The following is an 18,505-nucleotide window of genomic DNA, read 5'->3' on the forward strand; positions in this document are numbered from 1 at the left end:
CTGCGGAGTTCCTCAACTCACCGTTTCCACGACCTGTACCGTGCGATCGCCCGCTGCAGTTCGATCCGCTCGGGCTGCGGAAGCTCGGCACCCTGGGTGAACGCCATGACATGTTCGGCGACGACGCGCAGCTTCGTGTTGGTGCGCTGCGACACGTCGCGCAGGACTCGCCAGGCTTCCTCCGGCGCTATCCGTCCGAGGACGACGACGGCGCCGATGGCCTGGTCGACGACGGCGTGCGAACTGACCGCCTGCTCCAGCTGGGCGCACTCCTCTTCGAGGCGCTCGTTCTCCACGGCCAGATCGGTGGCGGACAGGAACTTCAGGGGCTGCGATCGGGAGACCGCAAAGAAGGCCATGGCTGGCTCACCACTTATCGAGGGCGGGGACTGGGCTCAGATGTGCTGGTGCCCCCGGAAGGGCCTCGTACACGCCCCATCTGAAGGTCCTCCCGACGCCGGTGCCCGCCGAGCGGTGAGTGGAAGGTGCCTCAGGCCAGTCGCTTCCCCATACGCGCCGAAAGCATCTCCGTGTCCTTCGTGTGCCACCACTCGAACAGGTGGGTGCGCACGAGGAACCCGAGGTAGTTCAGAGCGTCCTCGGTGAGGTCTCCGCTCACCAGACTCGCTTCATGACCCTGGTAGTCAAGCGAGACTTCCCACAGCTGCCCTGAGACGCTGACCTGGATATCCAGAAGCAATTTCGGGAAGACCGACGGCACCGTTATCTCAAGGACCTCGAGGGAGGTTCCTCCTCCCTCGCTCTGCAGCCCTGAAAGCCTGCGGGTGAATGTTTCTCTCACTTGCTCCGGGGTGGCCATTCGGTCCTCTCAGCACCTTGCTGCGGCTGCGGCTGGGGTTGTGCACCCTACCGTGGCCTGAACTGCCGTTCTGTGCAGGTCAGGGGCCGTTGCCCGGAGAGAACCCGCTGCAGTTCCTCAACTCTGCTTTGGGGTTGATCGCGTGCGGCGAGGGAGGGCTGTTGCCGACTGTCGTCATCTGTCGTCGGCGGGCGGTGTCGGACGGCCCAGAGACGGCCCCAGATGGCGCCGGACCATGGCCTCCGACAGCCAGCGTCCCGTATGCAGGAGAGCCGGAGAGTACGGCTGTGGCTCGCCCTCGCACCGATGCCGACTGTCAGCACCCCCAGATAGTGTCCGCCTGCGCGCGGTCGGCTTCCGAGGAGTCCAGCTCTGTAGTGCAGCTGCATCCCTGGCTCTGTCCGGGGGCGGCCCGGGGCAAGCCCGGGACCTAACCGACGGCCAGGCTTTGCCGATGGCCAAGAGTGCCCTGCCAGCGCTGGCCGCGCGCGCTCTTTCCAACTGTGGTGGTGGGGGCTTGGAGTGCGTACGAAGTCGTTCACCTGGTTCCATGGGCGGCCGGACGCTTACTCGCCGTCGGCTTCCGGCCTGCCCTGAACGGCGGTGAGACGGCCCTCTGGTCGAGGGCAGCGCGTGCCTGGCTGATCCGTTGTTCTGGCCTGTGCATCTCGGCACCTCTTTGCGTGGGGAGGATGCGCAGGGAGCCGCGTTCGGTGCCGACTCGGACGCGGCCATGGAGCTGTATCGCGGGCTTTCCGTCAAGTGGGAGTGGCCGGTGTTCAGCGTGCCTCTGCGCTCCGGTCTCACGATCCACGTCGTCTACCGCAACATCGAGGGCGACCGCGGGGTGGACTACCTGACTAGTAGAGACAGTTGTAACTCAGTCGGAGGCGGGGGGTGTCCTGCGAGATGGACACCTCGCAGGGCTCAAGCGTGAGAGCGCTCCGCCTGCCTTGATGCGACCGTCGCGCAACTAATCCCTTGCCTCGTCTGAGGCCGATGTCTTGGTCATACGAGGGGGCAGGGCTGGTTGGGCGTCGAGTGGTTCGGGGAACAGGTCACCACGGCCAAGTGCAGGTACGAGGGGCGTTCGAGGTAGAAGCCGTACGACACGTCGGCTCCCGTATGGAGTTGTTCAGCGGCTGATCCGACGAGCATGGCGAGCCGAGCAGTGTTTCGGTCCTGCGCGGAGGCGAACCGATGCGCGTGGTCGGCGAGCTGCTGCCCGATCCAGGCCGCCGCGTCCTTGGCCTCGTCCCAGGTGCCGCGAACCAACGAGCGTGGCTTGATCAGCCAGTACGCCGTCTCCAGTGGTGGCAGATCGACGGTTGGGAACTCCGCGGCCACTTCCCGGTAGCGCTGGATCAGTTCCGGCTTGCTTCCGGCCGGGGGCGGGTCTGGATGCGGGGGCCGTCGTAGGGCCTCCTGGTCGTAGCGTTCTTTCGCCCCGGTCCACAGATAGCCGTGATGGTGCACCAGTTGTTCCCATTGAGAGTGTTGGGAGTTGGAGGGGGAGGAAGTCGGCCCCACCCGTTGGTGAAAGGAGGGGAGGGGCCGACCGGAGGGGCGAGGGTCAGGCGGACGCGCCGAACCGGGCCGGGTCGATGCCGGCCGCGTCTAGCTCCGCCGTGGTGAACCGCAGCGGTGGTGCGTCCGGCCGCTTGCTGTCACCGAGGGCCCAGGCGTCCTCGCCGATCCGGGCGAGGGCCACGCATCCCTCGGTGCAGGGGCCGCCGCACGCCTTCACGAAGGAGGCCCCGCTGATGTCGAGCGCGTACAGATCACTTCCGTCCAGCATCACTGCACCTTCCTGTTCAACTGATCGCGGCCATGACTGACCGCCGCCGCCCACGGGGACGGGAGTTCACGGGGAGAGCTGAGGGGGGGGTTCCCTCAGGCGCCGGCACCCTTACTGCGTTCCGCGCAGCGTCGGCATTGGCAAGGTGGCCATGCGGTCGTGGACAGGGGCGGCAGATCATCCGTGGGAAACACAGCTCGTTCGGGAGCCCAGGTTCTCCCGGAGTCATGAGAAACCCGCATGGTCATCAAGGGGTGGTCGGCAAAGAGGCTCGAATCCGTTTTCCGGCTCACGACGCGTGTGCCTCTGCCTGGTGCTTGCGCATCCTCACGTTGGCGTCGGATGCGGCGCTGTAGTCTGCTGTGGAGCGGGCGTTGTCGCGGGCCACCGATAGGGACAGGCAGTCAACGCAACCAGGCTTTGGCGACGGCTCACACAGCCGTTCCGACAGGCGCGCCCCGACAGCGGTCGAGATTTGTGAACCGGAAGTTCTGTCTTCGCTCTCCATGGCGCCATCTTCGGCGGGCTATGGATGCGGTTCTAGCCTGTTTCCTGTTCCCGCAAAAGGTCGTCGCGGATGCCCTCGATCAAGCTCCGCATTCCTTCACCAGACAGTGCCACCCGTTCAAATCCCTCGAATTTGTCGATGTACAGAGCGACATCTCGAGGATCGGTCACAGCCAACTCCGCATGGACGGTTTCCACCGTCACCATGCGGTCGTCCTTGATGGAGAAAGAGTGGCTGGGGAAGTCCGTCTGTCGCGCCGACAACGGCACGATCCGGAGGTCAACACTCGGAAGCCGGGATACGGAGATGAGCTTGTCGAGCTGCCCGGCCATCACCAGAGGCGATAGGACTCGCCAGCGCAGGACCGGTTCGGTCACGATGAAGCGAAGCTGCCGCCCGGGCTCATAGAGAATCCTCTGTCTGGCCAGCCTTGCCCCCACGGCACGTGCGAGCTGTTCGTCGCCGAGCTGCCTGCGTCCAAGGACCGCTTGTACGTACTCCGGTGTCTGCAACAGGCCTGGAATGAGAGCGGGTTGAAAGAGCCGCAGCAGAGTCGTCCTGGCCTCGATCGCCTTAATCTGCTGCTGCTTCCGGTGGTACCCGAGCCGCCGGTACAGGCGCCATGCCGTGGCTTCGGTCGCCGCTGCCCGAGCGACCGACATGTACTCGGCTTTGACGTCTTCGGAGACACCTATGGCGGTGAGGAGGTGCTCCATGTCCACGACGCTTGGCATGACGCTGCCGTTCTCAATCTTGGACAGCTTCGAAGCGGACATGGCCGCGCCACGGGCGACTGCTTTGGCTTCCTTCCCGGATGCCTGCCGCAGCGCCCGCAGCGCGGACCCCAGCTCAGCTCTGTTCACTCCCCGTGCTCTGTCCACCATTCCGTGAAGGGCACAGCCTGCGCGAGTGCCGTGTCGCGGTAATCCCGGAATGTGGGCAGCCGGTCGTCTTCCTCCAGGAGTTCACTCCCGAGGTACTTTCCATCCTCGTCGTATGCCATGACACCTGCTACCCGGTCGTCGAACAGCCAGAAGTCGGGTGCATCCGGGAGCGGGTTTTCCTGCTCAGTGGTGTCGAGGATGAAGAACTCCTCGCCAGCGGTCATGTTCCGGCGATATCCCCACGACAGTTCAAACCGGAGGTAATCCGTCAGCGGTCGGGACAGGACATGCACGCGGTACACGCGCTTGCCGACCGCGGTGGCGTTTCCCACCGTCGTCAGCCATGCGGATGTCTTGTACGACTCAGGCTGCTCCTCTCCCGCCAGGAACGCCTGATAGGCGTCGACCCCGCCCGACTGGCTGTAGTCGTCCAGCGTCTCCAGCCGGAAGGCTTCCCGCTCGAACACGGTGAACCAGTCCCCGAGGGAGCGGCTAGATGAGATTGCCACGGACAGCCTTCCGGATCAGCTCGACGGGGATTTCGACGAGGGCCTCGTGCTCCGGGACCTCTCTGTTGTGGTCCGTCAGAATGCCTCCCTGCACGACGAGAGTCCCGCGGTCGGTGGCGTACAGCGTCGGGCACTCACCCTCATCGCACTCACCCACCAGCCGTGTCAGCTCCACCACTGCGCACTCCTCGTGTCCGTGGGCCAGTTACTACGTCTGATCGTCCCGATCCCGTGGGAGAGCCTGCAAGGGGCCTTGGTTTCCGTTACTGGAAACCGTCAACATTCCTTGTTTCCGGAGAAGGCGGTTGAGGCGGCAGGAAGCCGCTCAGTGGCTCGCCTTCGCCGTGTGCGAGAGGAAGTTCGCCCAGGCGGTGGGCCGGAGGGCGAGGTGGGGGCCGGTGGGGGTCTTGGAGTCGCGGATATGGACGGCGGTCGGGGTCGTGGCTATCTCCACGCAGGCCGAACCTTCTTCGCTGTAGGTCGACTTCTGCCAGGTCAGTTCGGTCACGGTTCGCCTCTCAGATGTCTTGGGTGATGCGGTGGATGACGTCACGCGAGGGGGCGGGCTTCAGGGCGACGGCCTCCATGCGGTCCAGGACGAGTCGGTACTTCTCGAGTTGTCCCGCCGCGTCGACGAGTTCGCTGCCGTGTGCGGTGTCCACTTCGACGGTGTCGAGGGCGGGCACCGGGCCGTGGAAGTAGTCGATGGCGTGGCCGGTCGTGGGGAACGAGGTGCCGTCGAAGGGAATCACGCGGAGGCTGATGGTGGGGTGCTGGCTCATCTCGGTGAGGTGGAGCAGCTGGGCCCTGGCCACATCGCGACCGCCGAACTGCATCCGCAGGGCGGCCTCGTGGACGATCGCCGTGTACGGCGGCGGCTTCTCGCGATGAAGGATGCCCTGACGCTTGATGCGGTGGGAGATGCGGTACTCGATCTCGTGCGGGCGCAGGGTCGGAACGGCTTCGCGGAACAGCGCGCGGGCGAGTTCCGGAGTCTGGAGCAGACCGGGAATGTTGATGACCTGGGTCACGCGCAGCGCTGTGGCGTGGTGTTCCATCTCGGCCAGGTCGAGGAGACGGGGCGGCAGGGTGTCGCGGTACTCCTCCCACCAGCCACGTGTACGGTCCGCGGCCATGGCGGCGAGGGCATCGACCAGGGGCTGGTCCGTGCAGCCGTAGATCTGGGCGAGCGTGTGCACGCGGTCCGCGCTGATGCCGAAGCGGTTTGCCTCGATGTTGCTGATCTGGGCCTGAGTCGTACCCAGGGATCTGGCGGCCTCGGCGGCGGTCATACCGGCACGCTCCCGTAGCCGGCGCAGTTCCACCCCGATGCGGAGACGGCGGGCCGTGGGGACGGGCCTCGGTGCCATGGCCTCACTCCGTTTCATACACCTGGCGTAGTGGTCACCCACACGAAGGGAGATTGCTGAAGGTTTTGCCGAATTGAGCAAAACCTTCAGCACTTGCACTCTACGGTCAAACCCAAGCCGCTCAACACCCGGCCGACAAGCCGGAAGCGCACCGCGCCACCCTGCCCACGCGCGGCACTGCCACCGCCCGTCCGGGGCGTCGAGCGAACCAAGTCCCTCCACCGTAGGAGCCGTTCATGGTCACCGTAGCCCCGTCCGACACCTGGGCCTACGCCCTCCGCCTGCCCCACGACCCCCGCGCGGCACGGGTCGCACGTATGACCGTACGGTCGGTGCTCGACAGCCACGGCAGGCCCGAAGTCCTCGGCGCCGTCGAGCTGTTGATCTCCGAATTGGTGACGAACGCCTACCGGCACACCAACGGCCCCGCATCCCTCCGCCTGACCGCGCTCGCCGACGGTCGTCTGCGCGTCGGCGTCTGGGACAGCCATCCCCGCATTCCCGCACCCTTCGGGGAGCCGCCTCACAACCACGTCCCACCCGCGCCGCTGGATGCCGACGGGGGGCGCGGCCTGCGCCTCGTACAGGAATACGCCGACTGCTGGGGTGGGGTGTCCCTTGGCGACGGCCCGCTCGACCGCCGTGCCGGGAAGCTGTTGTGGTTCGAGGTGAATGGGTGAGCCCCTCGGTCCAGGGGCCAGTCCTCGCCCAGCCTCGCCCAGTGAGTCACTGACGGCCCCTGACCTGCTCCTCTATGCAGGTCAGGGGCTGTCTCTGGACGAGAACCCTCTGAAGTTCCTCAACTCTGCTTTGACCGCCGAGAGCGCCGGGCATCCCCCGTTCACGCAAGAAGCGAGGCACCCACGGGGGGCTGCTTCGGGGGAAAGAAAGGACGGTGGCGCCATGGTTACCGGCTTCATCGTGGTGGCGGTCGTGATCGCGTTCGTGGCGATCGTCGCGAAGGCGGCGGGCAAGGGCGGGGCGAAGTCGTTCGGCGGGGGGAGCCGGAGCGGCTCGTACAGCGGCGACCGCAGCAGTGGGAGCAGCAGCTGGTGGGCCGGGGATGGTGGCTCGTCGGGTGGGCACCACTCCGGAGGTCATCACTCCGGGGGGCACCACTCCTGCGGTGGCGGTCACTCCTCCTGTGGTGGCGGGTCGTCCTGCGGGGGCGGGTCGTCCTGCGGGGGTGGCGGTGGATGCGGTGGGGGAGGCAGCTGACACGGGGCAGCTGAACTCATCCAGGGGGAACCGCATATCCGCCTGTCACGCCCGTCGAGCACCCGCCGGAGGCCATGTCCCGGCGGGTGCTCGTGCGCTCCGGCGTACGCCTCGGCCGCCGTGGCGTACGCCGTGGTTGAACAGTTGAGCAGTGGAGCCCTCTGAGGGATGGAAACCCGACGAAGTTGGGTAAAAACGCTGTGACGGCGTCACCGTTCATGATTCCCTCTAAAACACCGGTGCGGCCCTCGGACGTCCTGCTGAGACCTTCCTGACCTCCTGACATCCCGACTGGGCCACCGGGCCGTCCGGGCCGATCCCCCGGCGTCGCCCGGGTGTGCCGGACCCCCCACACCTTCCTCCCCCTTACTTTCTTTGTGTGCCAGCGGAGAGCCGACCCATGCTCACGACCCTGAACACCTCATACACCGACACGCGCGCGGCCGACCTCGCCTGGGCTCTTGGGCGCGAGCCGCTTCCCGCCCTGGCCACGCTCGACCTCGAACTGGCCGGGGCCAAGCTCCAGTTGAGACTCCTGGGCGCGTCCCACCAGGTGCTCCTGGAGGAACAGCGAGGCAGTTGTTCGGAGACGGTGGCGTGCATGCCGGGCAGCAGCACACCGCTGCCGCTGGGCGTCGCCAAGCGGATGGGCGACTGGGAGTACGAGTTCGCGGCCCGGGTGGAGTTCCTGTCACCCGGCTCGTTCGCGGGGCGCGCGCAGGAGTTGCTCGCGCTGGTCTCCGACCATCCGCACGGCCTGGCGGGTGTCTTCCCCGGCAGCCCGCACGCCTTCACCGCGCTGCTGGCCCAGTGGCGCGAGGGCCAGGTCCACTGGCGGACCTGGCACGCGTACCCGCAGGACGGGCAGTTGGTGGCGACGCGGACGCGGGTGGGAGCGCGGGTTCCCGCCCCGCAGGTCAGTCCGATGGGTGCCTGACCCGAACACGCGGTCTCAAACGCGCGGTGTACGAACTGCCCGCAGTTCCACACGTGTGGGTGACGAAGCGTGAACTTGCAGTGACGTAACGTCGCAGTCGTGATCGAACCGCACGCGCCGGCACCACCCGGCTCCCCGCCCCCCTGGGCGGGCCCGGCGCGGCTGCCCGTCCAGCCGAGCACCGGACGGTTCCTGGTGCTCGCATGCGTCTTCGTGTGTGCGGCCTGTGGACTCGTGTACGAGCTCGAACTCGTCGCCCTGGCCTCGTACTTGATCGGCGACTCGGTCACCCAGGCCTCGGTCGTCCTGTCGGTCATGGTGTTCGCCATGGGCATCGGCTCGCTCGCGGCGAAGCGCCTGCGCTGGCGTGCCGCGGCCGCCTTCGGCGCGATCGAGGCGACGCTCGCGCTGGTCGGCGGCAGCAGCGCGATGGCCCTGTACGCGGTGTTCGCGTGGACCGGCGACTGGGGCGGCCTGTGGGCGAGCGGCCCACGCTGGCTGCTGGTCGCCTTCTCCCTCACCATCGGCCTGCTGATCGGCGCCGAGGTTCCTCTCCTCATGGAGCTGATCCAGCGCATCCGGCGGCAGGACGCGGGCGGCGCGGTGGCCGACCTGTTCGCCGCGGACTACGTCGGCGCGCTGGTCGGCGGTCTCGCCTTCCCGTTCCTGCTGCTGCCCCTGCTCGGCCAGTTGACCGGCGCGCTGATCACCGGCGCGGTCAACGCGGTGGCGGGCGGCACCCTCGTCCTCGGCCTGTTCCGCCGCGACCTCACCCGCCGCGCCCGCTGGCTGCTGCTGATCGCCAACCTCGCCGTGCTCGGCCTCCTCGCGGCCGCCGCCGTCCTGGTCGACGACTTCGAGCAGGCGGCCCGGCACGCGGTGTACGGCCACGACGTGCGCGTGGCGCTGCAGACCGGCACCCAGGAGGTCGTCCTCACCGGCGGCACCGACGGCCGCCCCCTCGACCTCTACCTCGACGGCCGCCTCCGAGTCGGCAGCGACGAACTCCGGTACCACGAAGCCCTGGTGCACCCCGCGATGAACGGCCCGCACGCGCGCGTGCTGATCCTCGGCGGCGGCGACGGCCTGGCCGCCCGCGAAGTGCTGCGCCACACGGGCGTGCGGCGGGTTGACATCGTCGAACTCGACGCGGGAATCGTCCGGTTGGCGCGCCGCGACCCGGCGCTGTCGAGGCTGAACCGCCACGCCTACGACGACCCACGCGTGCGCGTGACGACCGCCGACGCCTTCCGCTGGCTGCGCACGGCGCCCACCTCGACGTACGACGTGGTGATCTCCGACCTCCCCGACCCGGGCATCACGGCCAGCACCAAGCTGTACTCCCAGGAGTTCTACGGCCTCGCCCGGCGTGCCCTCGCGCCCGGTGGCCGCCTGGTGGTGCACGCCGGGCCGTTCGCCACCCGCCCGCGGGTGTTCTGGACGGTCGTCGCGACCCTGCGCGCCGCCGGCCTGCACACCGCCCCCTACCGGGTGGGCGGCCGCGACTCCGGATTCGCCGCGGGCCCCGACCGCACGGCCGACGGCTCCCGCGCCGCACGCGACTGGGGGTTCGTCCTGGCCTCGACCCGTACGGCCCCGCCCGTCGGCCTCGACCCGTATGCCCCGCCACCGCGGACCCTGGGCCCGGCGTCCCTCGCGGCGGATGCCCGGGCGGCGATCCGCACCCGGATCACGGACCTGCCGCCGTCGACACTGGTGCACCCCCGGTACTGAGCGAGCAGGGACGAGTTCGGGTACTCGAGAGTCGACCGACAACCCTGGTTGATCTCGGCAGGAACGGTAGGCTCGGCCGACATGGAGCATGAGGTGTTCGTTCCGGTTGTGGCCCGGCGGCTGAGGGAGGCCCTCGCCGACCCCGCGCAGGTGGCCCGGGCGGTTCCCGGGCTCCAGCAGGACGCGGGCGCCGAGCCCGTCACCGGACGGCTGAAAATGCGCGTCGGCAGCCACTCCGTCACCTACCGCGGCACCGTCCGTGTCACCCCGCAGGACGACGGTTCGTACGCCGCCGAGGGCGACGCCACCGAGACCCGCGGCACCGGTTCGGTGAAGCTCGCCCTCATCCTCCGCGTGGAGGACGCCGAAGGTGGCTCCCGGCTCACCTTCGAGGGCACGGCCTCCGCGGACGGCCGCCTCACCGAACTGCCGGCCGAACAGGTCGCATCGGCCGCGACCCGCCTGCTGAACCGTTTCGCGGAGAACCTGGCCGCGGCCGCGGAGGCCGAGGGCGCTCAGGAGCAGCCCGAGGCACTCCAAGACCCCGAGGAGGCCGAGGAGCCCGAACCCCTCGTCACCCAGGAGTTCGAGCCCAAGGCGACCAGCGACTTCGAAACGACCCCGGACGCCGACGACGCGCCCGCCCCCGCCGCCGAGCCCGCCGAACACACCTCGGTCCACGACACCGAGGTCCCCCCGCCGTCCCTCGACCCGCTCGCCGAGGACACGGAGGACACAGAGCACGCACACGACCCCGCCGAGGGCGTACCCCCCGCCGAAGCCGCCCACGCCCGCCGCACGATGATCGGCCGCAGCGCGGAGGAGGTCGACCACGCCCCGCCCCGCGGCCGCTACGCCCCGGTCCCCGCCCCGCAGACCGTCTCGGCCGGCTCCCCGCTGCGCTGGGCGGCCCCGGCGGCGGCCCTCGCAGTCGCGTCGGCGATCGTCGTGGGCCGGCTGCTGCGCCGACGCCACTGACGGCGGTCTTGATCGCCCCAGTAGGGTCGTCCCGTGAGTAACGAAGACATCACGCTGACCGCGGGCGACGCGGAGGTGACGGTGCAGCCGGGCAACGGCGGCCGGGTGGGAGGACTGCGCGTCGGCGGCATCGAACTGCTCCGCCAGGGCGAGCGGTTCGGGTGCTTCCCGATGGTCCCCTGGTGCGGGCGTATCCGCGACGGCCGGTTCCGGGACGGCGCCACCGTCCACCAGCTGCCGCTCAACTCCCCGCCGCACGCCATCCACGGCACCGTCCGCGACGGCGCCTGGCACCCCGCGCGTGTGAACGCCGACGAGGCCGTCCTCACGTACGACCTGGTCGAGCCCTGGCCCTACGCCGGCCGCGTCACACAGCAGTTCGCGCTCACGCCGGACGCGCTGACCCTGACGATGTCCGTGGAGACGATCGACTCGTCCTTCCCGGCCCAGATCGGCTGGCATCCCTGGTTCAACCGGAACCTCGGAGGCGAGGACGTACAGCTCGACTTCACCCCCGACTGGCAGGAGGAGCGCGGCGACGACCACCTGCCCACCGGCAATCGCGTCGACCCCCGCCCCGGCCCCTGGGACGACTGCTTCGGCATGCCCGGCGGCGTCGACGTCACCCTCACCTGGCCCGGTCAGCTGGAACTGAAGGTCACCAGCCGCGAGGAGTGGGTCGTCGTCTACGACGAGCAGAAGGAGGCCGTCTGCGTGGAACCGCAGACCGGCCCGCCCAACGGCCTGAACACCGTCCCCCGCCTGGTCACCCCGCTGGAGCCGCTCGAGGCCTCGACCACCTGGACTTGGCGTCGCCTTTAAGCTGGGCGGCATGACGGACGTACGTGGCGAGCTGCTGCAGCAGATCAAGGACAAGGCCGTGGTGCACGGCAAGGTGACCCTCTCCTCGGGTCTGGAGGCCGACTACTACGTCGACCTGCGCCGCATCACCCTTGACGGAGAGGCCGCCCCGCTGGTCGGGCAGGTGCTCCTGGACCTGACCGCCGACCTCGACTTCGACGCGGTGGGCGGTCTGACCATGGGCGCCGACCCGGTCGCGGCGGCCATCCTGCACGCCGCCGCCGCCCGCGGGAAGCGCGTCGACGCCTTCGTCGTGCGCAAGGCGGCCAAGGCACACGGGCTGCAGCGCCGCGTCGAGGGACCGGACATCGCGGGCCGCCGGGTGCTGGTCGTCGAGGACACCTCCACCACCGGCGGCTCGCCGCTGACCGCCGTCGAGGCGGTGCGCGAGGCGGGCGCCGAGGTCGTCGCCGTCGCGACCATCGTGGACCGTGCCACCGGCGCCGCCGAGAAGATCCAGGAGGGCGCCGGAGTGCCGTACCTCTTCGCCTACTCCAAGGACGAGCTGGGCCTCGACTGACGCCCCCGGCCGAGCTACTGGCGGGTACCTCGACCGCGTTGTCCACAAGCCGGACACGGCGGGCAAAGCATCAGGCCAAGTCTGGAAAGATGGGGCCGACGACGACGTCAGCCCCCAAGGTCTAGGTCAGGGCCGTAGTACGCAGCACGCCAACCCGCACATACCAAGGAGCGGACAGATGCCCATCGCAACTCCCGAGGTCTACAACGAGATGCTGGACCGGGCGAAGGCAGGCAAGTTCGCCTACCCGGCGATCAACGTGACCTCGACCCAGACCCTGCACGCGGCCCTGCGCGGTTTCGCGGAGGCGGAGAGCGACGGCATCATCCAGATCTCGACGGGTGGCGCCGAGTTCCTGGGCGGTCAGTACAGCAAGGAGATGGTGACCGGCTCGGTCGCCCTCGCCGAGTTCGCGCACATCGTGGCCGAGAAGTACCCGGTCACGGTCGCCCTGCACACGGACCACTGCCCCAAGGACAAGCTCGACGGGTACGTACGTCCGCTGCTCACGGTCTCCGAGGAGCGCGTGAAGGCCGGCGGCAACCCGCTCTTCCAGTCGCACATGTGGGACGGCTCCGCGGAGACCCTCGCCGACAACCTGTCCATCGCCCAGGAGCTGCTGGAGCGCGCCCGCGCCGCGAAGATCATCCTCGAGGTCGAGATCACCCCGACCGGCGGCGAGGAGGACGGCGTCTCGCACGAGATCAACGACTCCCTGTACACGACGGTCGACGACGCCATCCGCACCGCCGAGGCGCTCGGCCTGGGCGAGAAGGGCCGCTACCTGCTGGCCGCGTCCTTCGGCAATGTGCACGGCGTGTACAAGCCGGGCAACGTCGTGCTCCGCCCCGACCTGCTGAAGGAGCTGAACGACGGCGTGGCCGCCAAGTTCGGCAAGCAGTCCCCGTTCGACTTCGTCTTCCACGGCGGCTCCGGCTCCACGGAGGAGGAGATCCGCACCGCGCTGGAGAACGGCGTGGTCAAGATGAACATCGACACGGACACGCAGTACGCCTTCACGCGTCCCGTCGCCGACCACATGTTCCGCAACTACGACGGCGTCCTGAAGGTCGACGGCGAGGTCGGCTCCAAGAAGACCTACGACCCGCGCACCTGGGGCAAGCTGGCCGAGGCGAGCATGGCCGCCCGCGTCGTCGAGGCCACGCAGAACCTGCGCTCGGCCGGCACGAAGATCAAGTAACCGGCCTGCGGGATCGAGTCACCGACCTTCGGTGATCGACCAACCGACCTGCGGTCTTTGGCGAGCCCGGTGCTACGGCACCGGGCTCGCTGTACTGCATTGTTCCGGGGGCTGTGACAGCGGCGGCTTCGCCGCGGGCCCCCGGACCCCCAGCAGAAAGCAGGCCGGCAGCGCCGGCCGATGAGGACATCGCGAGGCGAACCTGGGTATACCTGGGGGCATGCCCGATGTCCGGATCGCCTCCCCGCAGGGCAAGTGGATCCTGCTGACCACCGTGCTCGGCTCCAGCATGGCCATGCTGGACTCGACCGTCGTCAATGTCGCCCTGCCGCGCATCGGCCGCGACCTGGACGCGAACCTCGCCGCCCTCCAGTGGACGGTCAACGCGTACATGCTCACGCTGGCCGGGCTGATCCTGCTCGGCGGCTCCCTCGGCGACCACTACGGCCGCCGCAAGGTCTTCGTGATCGGGGTGGTGTGGTTCGCGTCGGCGTCCCTGCTGTGCGGTCTGGCGCCCACCGCCGGTGTGCTCGTCGCCGCCCGCGCGCTGCAGGGGGTCGGCGGGGCGCTCCTCACCCCCGGTTCCCTCGCGCTGATCCAGGCGTCCTTCCACGCCGACGACCGGGGGCGGGCGGTGGGCCTGTGGTCCGGCTTCGGCGGGATCGGTGCGGCCGTCGGCCCGTTCCTGGGCGGCTGGCTGGTGGACGGCCCCGGCTGGCGCTGGGTCTTCCTGCTCAACGTCCCGCTGGCGCTGCTGTGCGCCCCCATCGCCGTACGCCACGTCCCCGAGTCCGCCGACGGCCGCTCGCACGGCCGCTTCGACGTGCTCGGCGCGGTCCTCGGCGCACTGGCGCTCGCGCTGGTGACGTACGCCCTGATCGAGGCCCGGCAGGGCTCGCTGGTGGTCGCCGTCACCGCGGTGGCCGGGCTGGTGGCGGGCGTCGCCTTCGTCTACGTCGAGAAGCGCCGCCCGGACCCGATGATGCCGCTGGACGTCTTCAAGTCCCGCGAGTTCACGGCGGTCAACCTGGTCACCCTCTGCGTCTACGCGGCCTTCGGCGGCTTCTTCTTCCTCACCGCCCTCCAGCTCCAGGTCGCCGTGGGCTGGTCCCCGCTCGCCGCCGGTACGGCCCTCCTCCCGACGACCGTCCTGATGCTGCTGTTCTCCGCCCGCTCGGGCGCCCTCGCCGACCGCATCGGGCCGCGCATCCCGCTCACCGTCGGCCCGCTCCTGTGCGCGGCCGGGATGCTGCTGATGCTGAGGGTCGGCCCGGGCGCCTCGTACGTGCTCGACGTCCTGCCCGCCGTACTGGTCCTCGGCTGCGGAATGGTCACGCTGGTGGCACCGCTGACGGCCACCGTCCTCGCCTCCGTGGACACCGCGCGGGCGGGCCTGGCCAGCGGCATCAACAACGCGGCGGCCCGCGCGGCCGGCCTGATCGCGGTCGCCGCACTGCCGCTGCTCGCCGGGATGGGCCCGGACGCGTACCTCTCCCCGAGCGCCTTCGACGACGCCTTCCACCGCGCGATGCTGCTGTGCGCGGGCGTCCTGGTGGTGGGATCGGTCGTCGCCTTCGCGACCATCCGGCCGCTGCCGCCCGGCTGCCGCCGCCCGGAGTGCCGCACGCACGGGGCGATCACGGCGCCGCCGCTGGAGGGGGAGCGGGCGCAGAAGCGGATCGCGTGACCGAGGCTCTTTCAGCCCCGGTCGGCACCACCAGCCCGTCCGGCGTTTGAGGACAGGGCCCCTCAAGGGCCGAAGCGGGGGCCTGGGGGCGGCAGCCCCCGGCAAGGGCGACACTGGTGAACATGTCGATTCACGAAAACCTCCTCGGGGGCCCGCCCCCGACCCACCTCCCCGACGACCCCGCGCCCCGCGAGCTGCTGGCGAACGGCACCGCGCCCGCGGACGTCGCCGCCAAGTACCCCACGTCCTCGCTGGCCTGGGCCCAGCTGGCCGACGACGCGTTCGAGCGGGGCAGCGTCGTGGAGTCGTACGCCTACGCCCGCACGGGCTACCACCGCGGCCTGGACGCCCTGCGCCGCAGCGGCTGGAAGGGCCACGGCCCGGTGCCGTGGGAGCACGAGCCGAACCGCGGCTTCCTGCGCGCCCTGCACGCCCTCGCCCGCGCCGCCGGATCCATCGGCGAGCAGGAGGAGTACGAGCGCTGCACCCAGTTCCTGAAGGACTCCTCGCCGACGGCGGCCCAGACCCTGGGCTAGCCGTCGGCCGCCGTTTCCTCTCGGCCCGCCCGGTGTGACCGGGCGGGCCTTGCGCTGCGCGGCCGGGCGCCGCGCCGAGCAGTGTGCCCAGGAGGGCACCGCCGGGTCAGTAGTAGCGGCTCATGATGTCGGTGGCCCAGTCCGGCTGGGTGGTGGTGCCCTGGGGGCCGAACTCGCTCATGTAGGGCTTGATGTCGAGGACGGGCGTACCGTCGACGGCGTCGAGGCCCTGGACGTGCAGGTCGAGTCCGTCGGTGCGCACCAGGCGGCAGCGGGAGACGCCGAGGCGGTTGGGGCGGTTCTTGCCGCGCTGCGCGAAGATGCCGACCACGGGCCAGTCGGTGTTGCCACGCGGATGACGGGCGCCGGTCTCGATCCTCGCCACGGGCACGCGGTCGAAGTGGTAGACGATCTCCAGGTGGGAGAAGGCGTCCAGACCCGCCAGCGCGTCCGCGTCGAACTGGTCGCCGTCCAGTCGGATGACGGCCTCGACCTTCCCCCAGTCGTCGTCACGGACCTCCTCGCGTCCGCCGACCACCCGGCCCACCGGAACGGAGACCACCTCGGACGAGGTGCTCTTCTCAGACATCAGCCGTGCCTTTCGTCAAAGGGTTCCTCAAGGGGTTCTGTGTCACGCGGCGCCCGAGCGTACTGCAGGTCCTCCAGCGACTCGGCGAGCCAGTGACCAGGCGGGCCTTGCGTTCCTGGCGGACCATCGAAGAGGATGCCCGGCGGAGACCGGGGCCCCCGTGTCGGTAACGGCAGGGGCGGACCGCTACCCGGAGCAACAACAGGAGACAGCGATGTCCCACCAGGCTCAGCCCCACGAGGCTTCGGAGCCCGAGACTCCGCATCTCGACTTCGCGGGCACGACGCCGTACGAGGACTACGTCAAGGCGGACGTGCTCACCCACCTCCAGCACACCCTCTCCGACGACCCCGGAGAGATGGTCTTCCTGGTCACGACCCAGGTGATGGAGCTGTGGTTCACGGTGATCGTCCACGAGTGGGAGACCGCCGCGCACGCCCTGCGCTCCGACGACGTGCCGACCGCGGTCGCCGCGCTGAAGCGTTCCGTACGGGAGCTGGAGGCGCTGAACGCCTCCTGGAAGCCGCTCGGCCAGCTGACCCCGGCCCAGTTCAACTCCTACCGGAGCGCACTGGGCGAGGGCTCCGGCTTCCAGTCGGCGATGTACCGCCGGATGGAGTTCCTGCTCGGCGAGAAGTCCGCGTCCATGCTGGTCCCGCACCGGGGCGCATCCCGCGTCCACGCCGAACTGGAGAAGGCACTCGCCGAGCCGAGCCTCTACGACGAGGTGCTGCGGCTGATGGCGCGGCGCGGCTGCGCGATCCCCGGGGCCGTGCTGCGCCGCGACGTCTCACGGCGGTACGAGCCGTCGGACGCCGTAGAGGCCGCCTGGACCGCGATCTACGCGGGCGACGAGAACGCCGAAATCGCCCGGCTCGGCGAGGCGCTGACCGACGTCGCCGAGCTGGTGTGGCGATGGCGCAACGACCACCTGGTCGCCACCCGCCGCGCGATGGGCTCCAAGCCCGGCACGGGCGGCTCGGCGGGCGTCGCCTGGCTGGAGAAGCGCGCGCAGAAGAACGTGTTCCCCGAGCTGTGGACGGCGAGGTCCCATGTCTGAGCTGACGGCAAGGGCAGCGGAACTGGACGCCGCCGACGAACTGGCCGGGACACGCAAGCAGTTCGTCCTCGATACTGCGTCCGATCATGCGGCTGACGCCGCGGGCGTCTACCTGGACGGGAACTCCCTCGGCGCCCTGCCGGCCGCGGTCCCGGGGCGGGTGGACGACGTCGTACGCAGGCAGTGGGGTGCGCTCCGCATACGTTCCTGGGACGAGAGCGGCTGGTGGACGGCGCCCGAGCGGATCGGCGACCGGATCGCTCCGCTGGTCGGGGCCGCGGCCGGGCAGATCGTCGTGGGCGACTCGACAAGTGTCAATGTTTTCAAGGCACTTGTGGGTGCGGTACGGCTGGTCTCCAGCGAGCACGGGGACGAGACGCGGGACGAGATCCTCGTGGACGCGACGACCTTCCCCACCGACGGCTACATCGCCGGGTCGGCGGCCCGCATGACGGGGTGCACGCTGCGTCCGGTGACTCCGGCGGAGGTGCCGGGTGCGCTGTCCGCTCGTACGGCCGCCGTCCTGCTGAACCATGTCGACTACCGCACGGGCCGCCTCCACGACCTGCCCTCGCTGACCGCCGCCGTGCACGCGGCGGGAGCCGTGGCCGTCTGGGACCTGTGCCACAGCGCGGGCGCGCTGCCGGTCGGGCTGGACGAGCACGGCGTCGACCTGGCGGTCGGCTGCACCTACAAGTACCTGAACGGCGGCCCCGGTTCACCGGCGTACCTGTACGTCCGCGAGGACCTCCAGGACCGCTTCGACTCCCCCCTGCCCGGCTGGAACTCCCACGCGGAGCCCTTCGGGATGCGGGACGCGTACGAACCGGCGTCCGGCGCTCTGCGCGGCCGGGTCGGCACGCCGGACATCCTCTCCATGCTCGCCCTGGAGGCGGCACTGGAGGTCTGGGGCGGCGTCTCGATCGAGGCCGTGCGCACCAAGTCCCTGGCGCTGACGGACTTCTTCCTGGAGTGCGTGTCGGCGTACGTCCCCCAGGGGCGGGTGGAGTCGCTGACCCCCCTCGCCCACGAGGAGCGCGGCAGCCAGGTGGCGCTGCGCTGCGACGACGCCGGTGACGTCATGAAGCGGCTGATCCAGCGGGGGGTGGTCGGGGACTTCCGGCACCCGGACGTCCTGCGGTTCGGGTTCACGCCGCTGTACGTCGGGTTCGGGGACGTGGAGCGGGCGGCCCGGGTGCTGGCGGAGACGCTCGGCGATCTCGCCGGATAGCCCCAGGGGGCTCGTGTTGGCAGTCCGCGGTGGCTTCGGTGGCCGCGGAACCGCCCGGCCCACG

22 protein-coding genes are annotated in these 18,505 nt (G+C 69.8%); 12 read left to right on the forward strand and 10 right to left on the reverse strand.

Features of this window, described 5'->3' with window-relative positions; all coding sequences use genetic code 11:
* Positions 1-17: 17 nt before the first annotated feature.
* The 9 genes from IH68_RS0132450 to IH68_RS0132490 all read right to left on the reverse strand — a co-directional run bounded on the left by IH68_RS0132450 (position 18) and on the right by IH68_RS0132490 (position 5,889).
* Positions 18-359 (reverse strand): ANTAR domain-containing protein, encoded by a 342-nt coding sequence (locus IH68_RS0132450; protein ID WP_030942130.1) that lies wholly within the window; start codon positions 357-359, stop codon positions 18-20.
* 131 nt (positions 360-490) lie between these two features.
* Positions 491-820 (reverse strand): hypothetical protein, encoded by a 330-nt coding sequence (locus IH68_RS0132455; RefSeq protein WP_030942131.1) that lies wholly within the window; start codon positions 818-820, stop codon positions 491-493.
* A gap of 1,008 nt (positions 821-1,828) precedes the next feature.
* On the reverse strand, positions 1,829-2,296 hold the full coding sequence (locus tag IH68_RS0132460) for a hypothetical protein (protein ID WP_030942133.1): 468 nt from the start codon (positions 2,294-2,296) through the stop codon (positions 1,829-1,831).
* A 97-nt stretch (positions 2,297-2,393) separates the two neighbouring features.
* Entirely contained in the window at positions 2,394-2,618 is a 225-nt protein-coding gene (locus IH68_RS0132465; RefSeq protein ID WP_030942135.1) for a DUF397 domain-containing protein, read from the reverse strand.
* Positions 2,619-3,158: 540 nt separating this feature from the next.
* Complete coding sequence (locus IH68_RS0132470) at positions 3,159-3,989, reverse strand: helix-turn-helix domain-containing protein (RefSeq protein ID WP_037885618.1); 831 nt, start codon at positions 3,987-3,989, stop codon at positions 3,159-3,161.
* A complete protein-coding gene (locus IH68_RS0132475) occupies positions 3,986-4,477 on the reverse strand; it encodes a DUF6879 family protein (protein ID WP_234341684.1) in 492 nt (163 codons plus the stop codon). Before IH68_RS0132475 ends, IH68_RS0132470 begins: the two co-directional genes overlap by 4 nt.
* 25 nt (positions 4,478-4,502) lie before the next feature.
* A complete protein-coding gene (locus IH68_RS0132480; protein WP_030942141.1) occupies positions 4,503-4,694 on the reverse strand; it encodes a hypothetical protein in 192 nt (63 codons plus the stop codon).
* Positions 4,695-4,844: 150 nt separating this feature from the next.
* Positions 4,845-5,027: a DUF397 domain-containing protein gene (locus IH68_RS0132485; RefSeq protein ID WP_030942143.1), complete on the reverse strand. Its 183-nt coding sequence runs from the start codon at positions 5,025-5,027 to the stop codon at positions 4,845-4,847.
* Positions 5,028-5,037: 10 nt separating this feature from the next.
* Positions 5,038-5,889, reverse strand: coding sequence for a helix-turn-helix domain-containing protein (locus tag IH68_RS0132490; protein WP_030942145.1), 852 nt, complete (start codon positions 5,887-5,889; stop codon positions 5,038-5,040).
* Positions 5,890-6,125: 236 nt separating this feature from the next.
* Here IH68_RS0132490 and IH68_RS0132495 point away from each other — a divergent pair, with 236 nt between their 5' ends.
* From IH68_RS0132495 to IH68_RS0132535, 10 genes are all read left to right on the forward strand, one after another.
* Positions 6,126-6,569, forward strand: coding sequence for an ATP-binding protein (locus IH68_RS0132495; RefSeq protein WP_030942146.1), 444 nt, complete (start codon positions 6,126-6,128; stop codon positions 6,567-6,569).
* Positions 6,570-6,792: 223 nt separating this feature from the next.
* A complete protein-coding gene (locus IH68_RS53790) occupies positions 6,793-7,107 on the forward strand; it encodes a hypothetical protein (protein ID WP_078912710.1) in 315 nt (104 codons plus the stop codon).
* A gap of 400 nt (positions 7,108-7,507) precedes the next feature.
* The gene (locus IH68_RS0132500) at positions 7,508-8,044 is read left to right on the forward strand and encodes a DUF2617 family protein (protein WP_030942148.1); all 537 of its coding nucleotides are present in this window, start codon (positions 7,508-7,510) and stop codon (positions 8,042-8,044) included.
* 99 nt (positions 8,045-8,143) lie between these two features.
* Entirely contained in the window at positions 8,144-9,778 is a 1,635-nt protein-coding gene (locus tag IH68_RS0132505) for a polyamine aminopropyltransferase (RefSeq protein ID WP_030942150.1), read from the forward strand.
* Positions 9,779-9,859: 81 nt separating this feature from the next.
* Positions 9,860-10,756 carry an SRPBCC domain-containing protein gene (locus IH68_RS0132510; RefSeq protein WP_030942152.1) on the forward strand — a complete coding sequence of 299 codons (897 nt, stop codon included), beginning with the start codon at positions 9,860-9,862 and terminating at the stop codon, positions 10,754-10,756.
* Positions 10,757-10,789: 33 nt separating this feature from the next.
* On the forward strand, positions 10,790-11,578 hold the full coding sequence (locus IH68_RS0132515) for an aldose epimerase (protein WP_030942154.1): 789 nt from the start codon (positions 10,790-10,792) through the stop codon (positions 11,576-11,578).
* A 10-nt stretch (positions 11,579-11,588) separates the two neighbouring features.
* Positions 11,589-12,137, forward strand: coding sequence for an orotate phosphoribosyltransferase (gene pyrE / locus IH68_RS0132520; RefSeq protein ID WP_030942156.1), 549 nt, complete (start codon positions 11,589-11,591; stop codon positions 12,135-12,137).
* Positions 12,138-12,315: 178 nt separating this feature from the next.
* Positions 12,316-13,338: a class II fructose-bisphosphate aldolase gene (gene fbaA / locus IH68_RS0132525; RefSeq protein WP_030942158.1), complete on the forward strand. Its 1,023-nt coding sequence runs from the start codon at positions 12,316-12,318 to the stop codon at positions 13,336-13,338.
* A gap of 220 nt (positions 13,339-13,558) precedes the next feature.
* Positions 13,559-15,025 carry an MFS transporter gene (locus IH68_RS0132530; RefSeq protein WP_030942160.1) on the forward strand — a complete coding sequence of 489 codons (1,467 nt, stop codon included), beginning with the start codon at positions 13,559-13,561 and terminating at the stop codon, positions 15,023-15,025.
* A 122-nt stretch (positions 15,026-15,147) separates the two neighbouring features.
* Positions 15,148-15,561 (forward strand): DUF3151 domain-containing protein, encoded by a 414-nt coding sequence (locus IH68_RS0132535; RefSeq protein ID WP_030942162.1) that lies wholly within the window; start codon positions 15,148-15,150, stop codon positions 15,559-15,561.
* A 106-nt stretch (positions 15,562-15,667) separates the two neighbouring features.
* Here IH68_RS0132535 and IH68_RS0132540 read toward each other — a convergent pair whose 3' ends face one another.
* Positions 15,668-16,150 (reverse strand): SAM-dependent methyltransferase, encoded by a 483-nt coding sequence (locus IH68_RS0132540; protein ID WP_030942164.1) that lies wholly within the window; start codon positions 16,148-16,150, stop codon positions 15,668-15,670.
* 214 nt (positions 16,151-16,364) lie between these two features.
* On the opposite strand from IH68_RS0132540, the gene IH68_RS0132545 reads away from it, so the two are divergent.
* A complete protein-coding gene (locus IH68_RS0132545; protein WP_030942165.1) occupies positions 16,365-17,210 on the forward strand; it encodes a tryptophan 2,3-dioxygenase family protein in 846 nt (281 codons plus the stop codon).
* Positions 17,203-18,441 carry a kynureninase gene (gene kynU, locus IH68_RS0132550; protein WP_030942167.1) on the forward strand — a complete coding sequence of 413 codons (1,239 nt, stop codon included), beginning with the start codon at positions 17,203-17,205 and terminating at the stop codon, positions 18,439-18,441. The genes IH68_RS0132545 and kynU overlap by 8 nt, the downstream gene beginning before the upstream one ends.
* Positions 18,442-18,505: the final 64 nt, after the last annotated feature.

Origin of the sequence: Streptomyces sp. NRRL S-646, assembly GCF_000720765.1 — a bacterium.
In the GTDB taxonomy this organism is placed as follows: domain Bacteria; phylum Actinomycetota; class Actinomycetes; order Streptomycetales; family Streptomycetaceae; genus Streptomyces.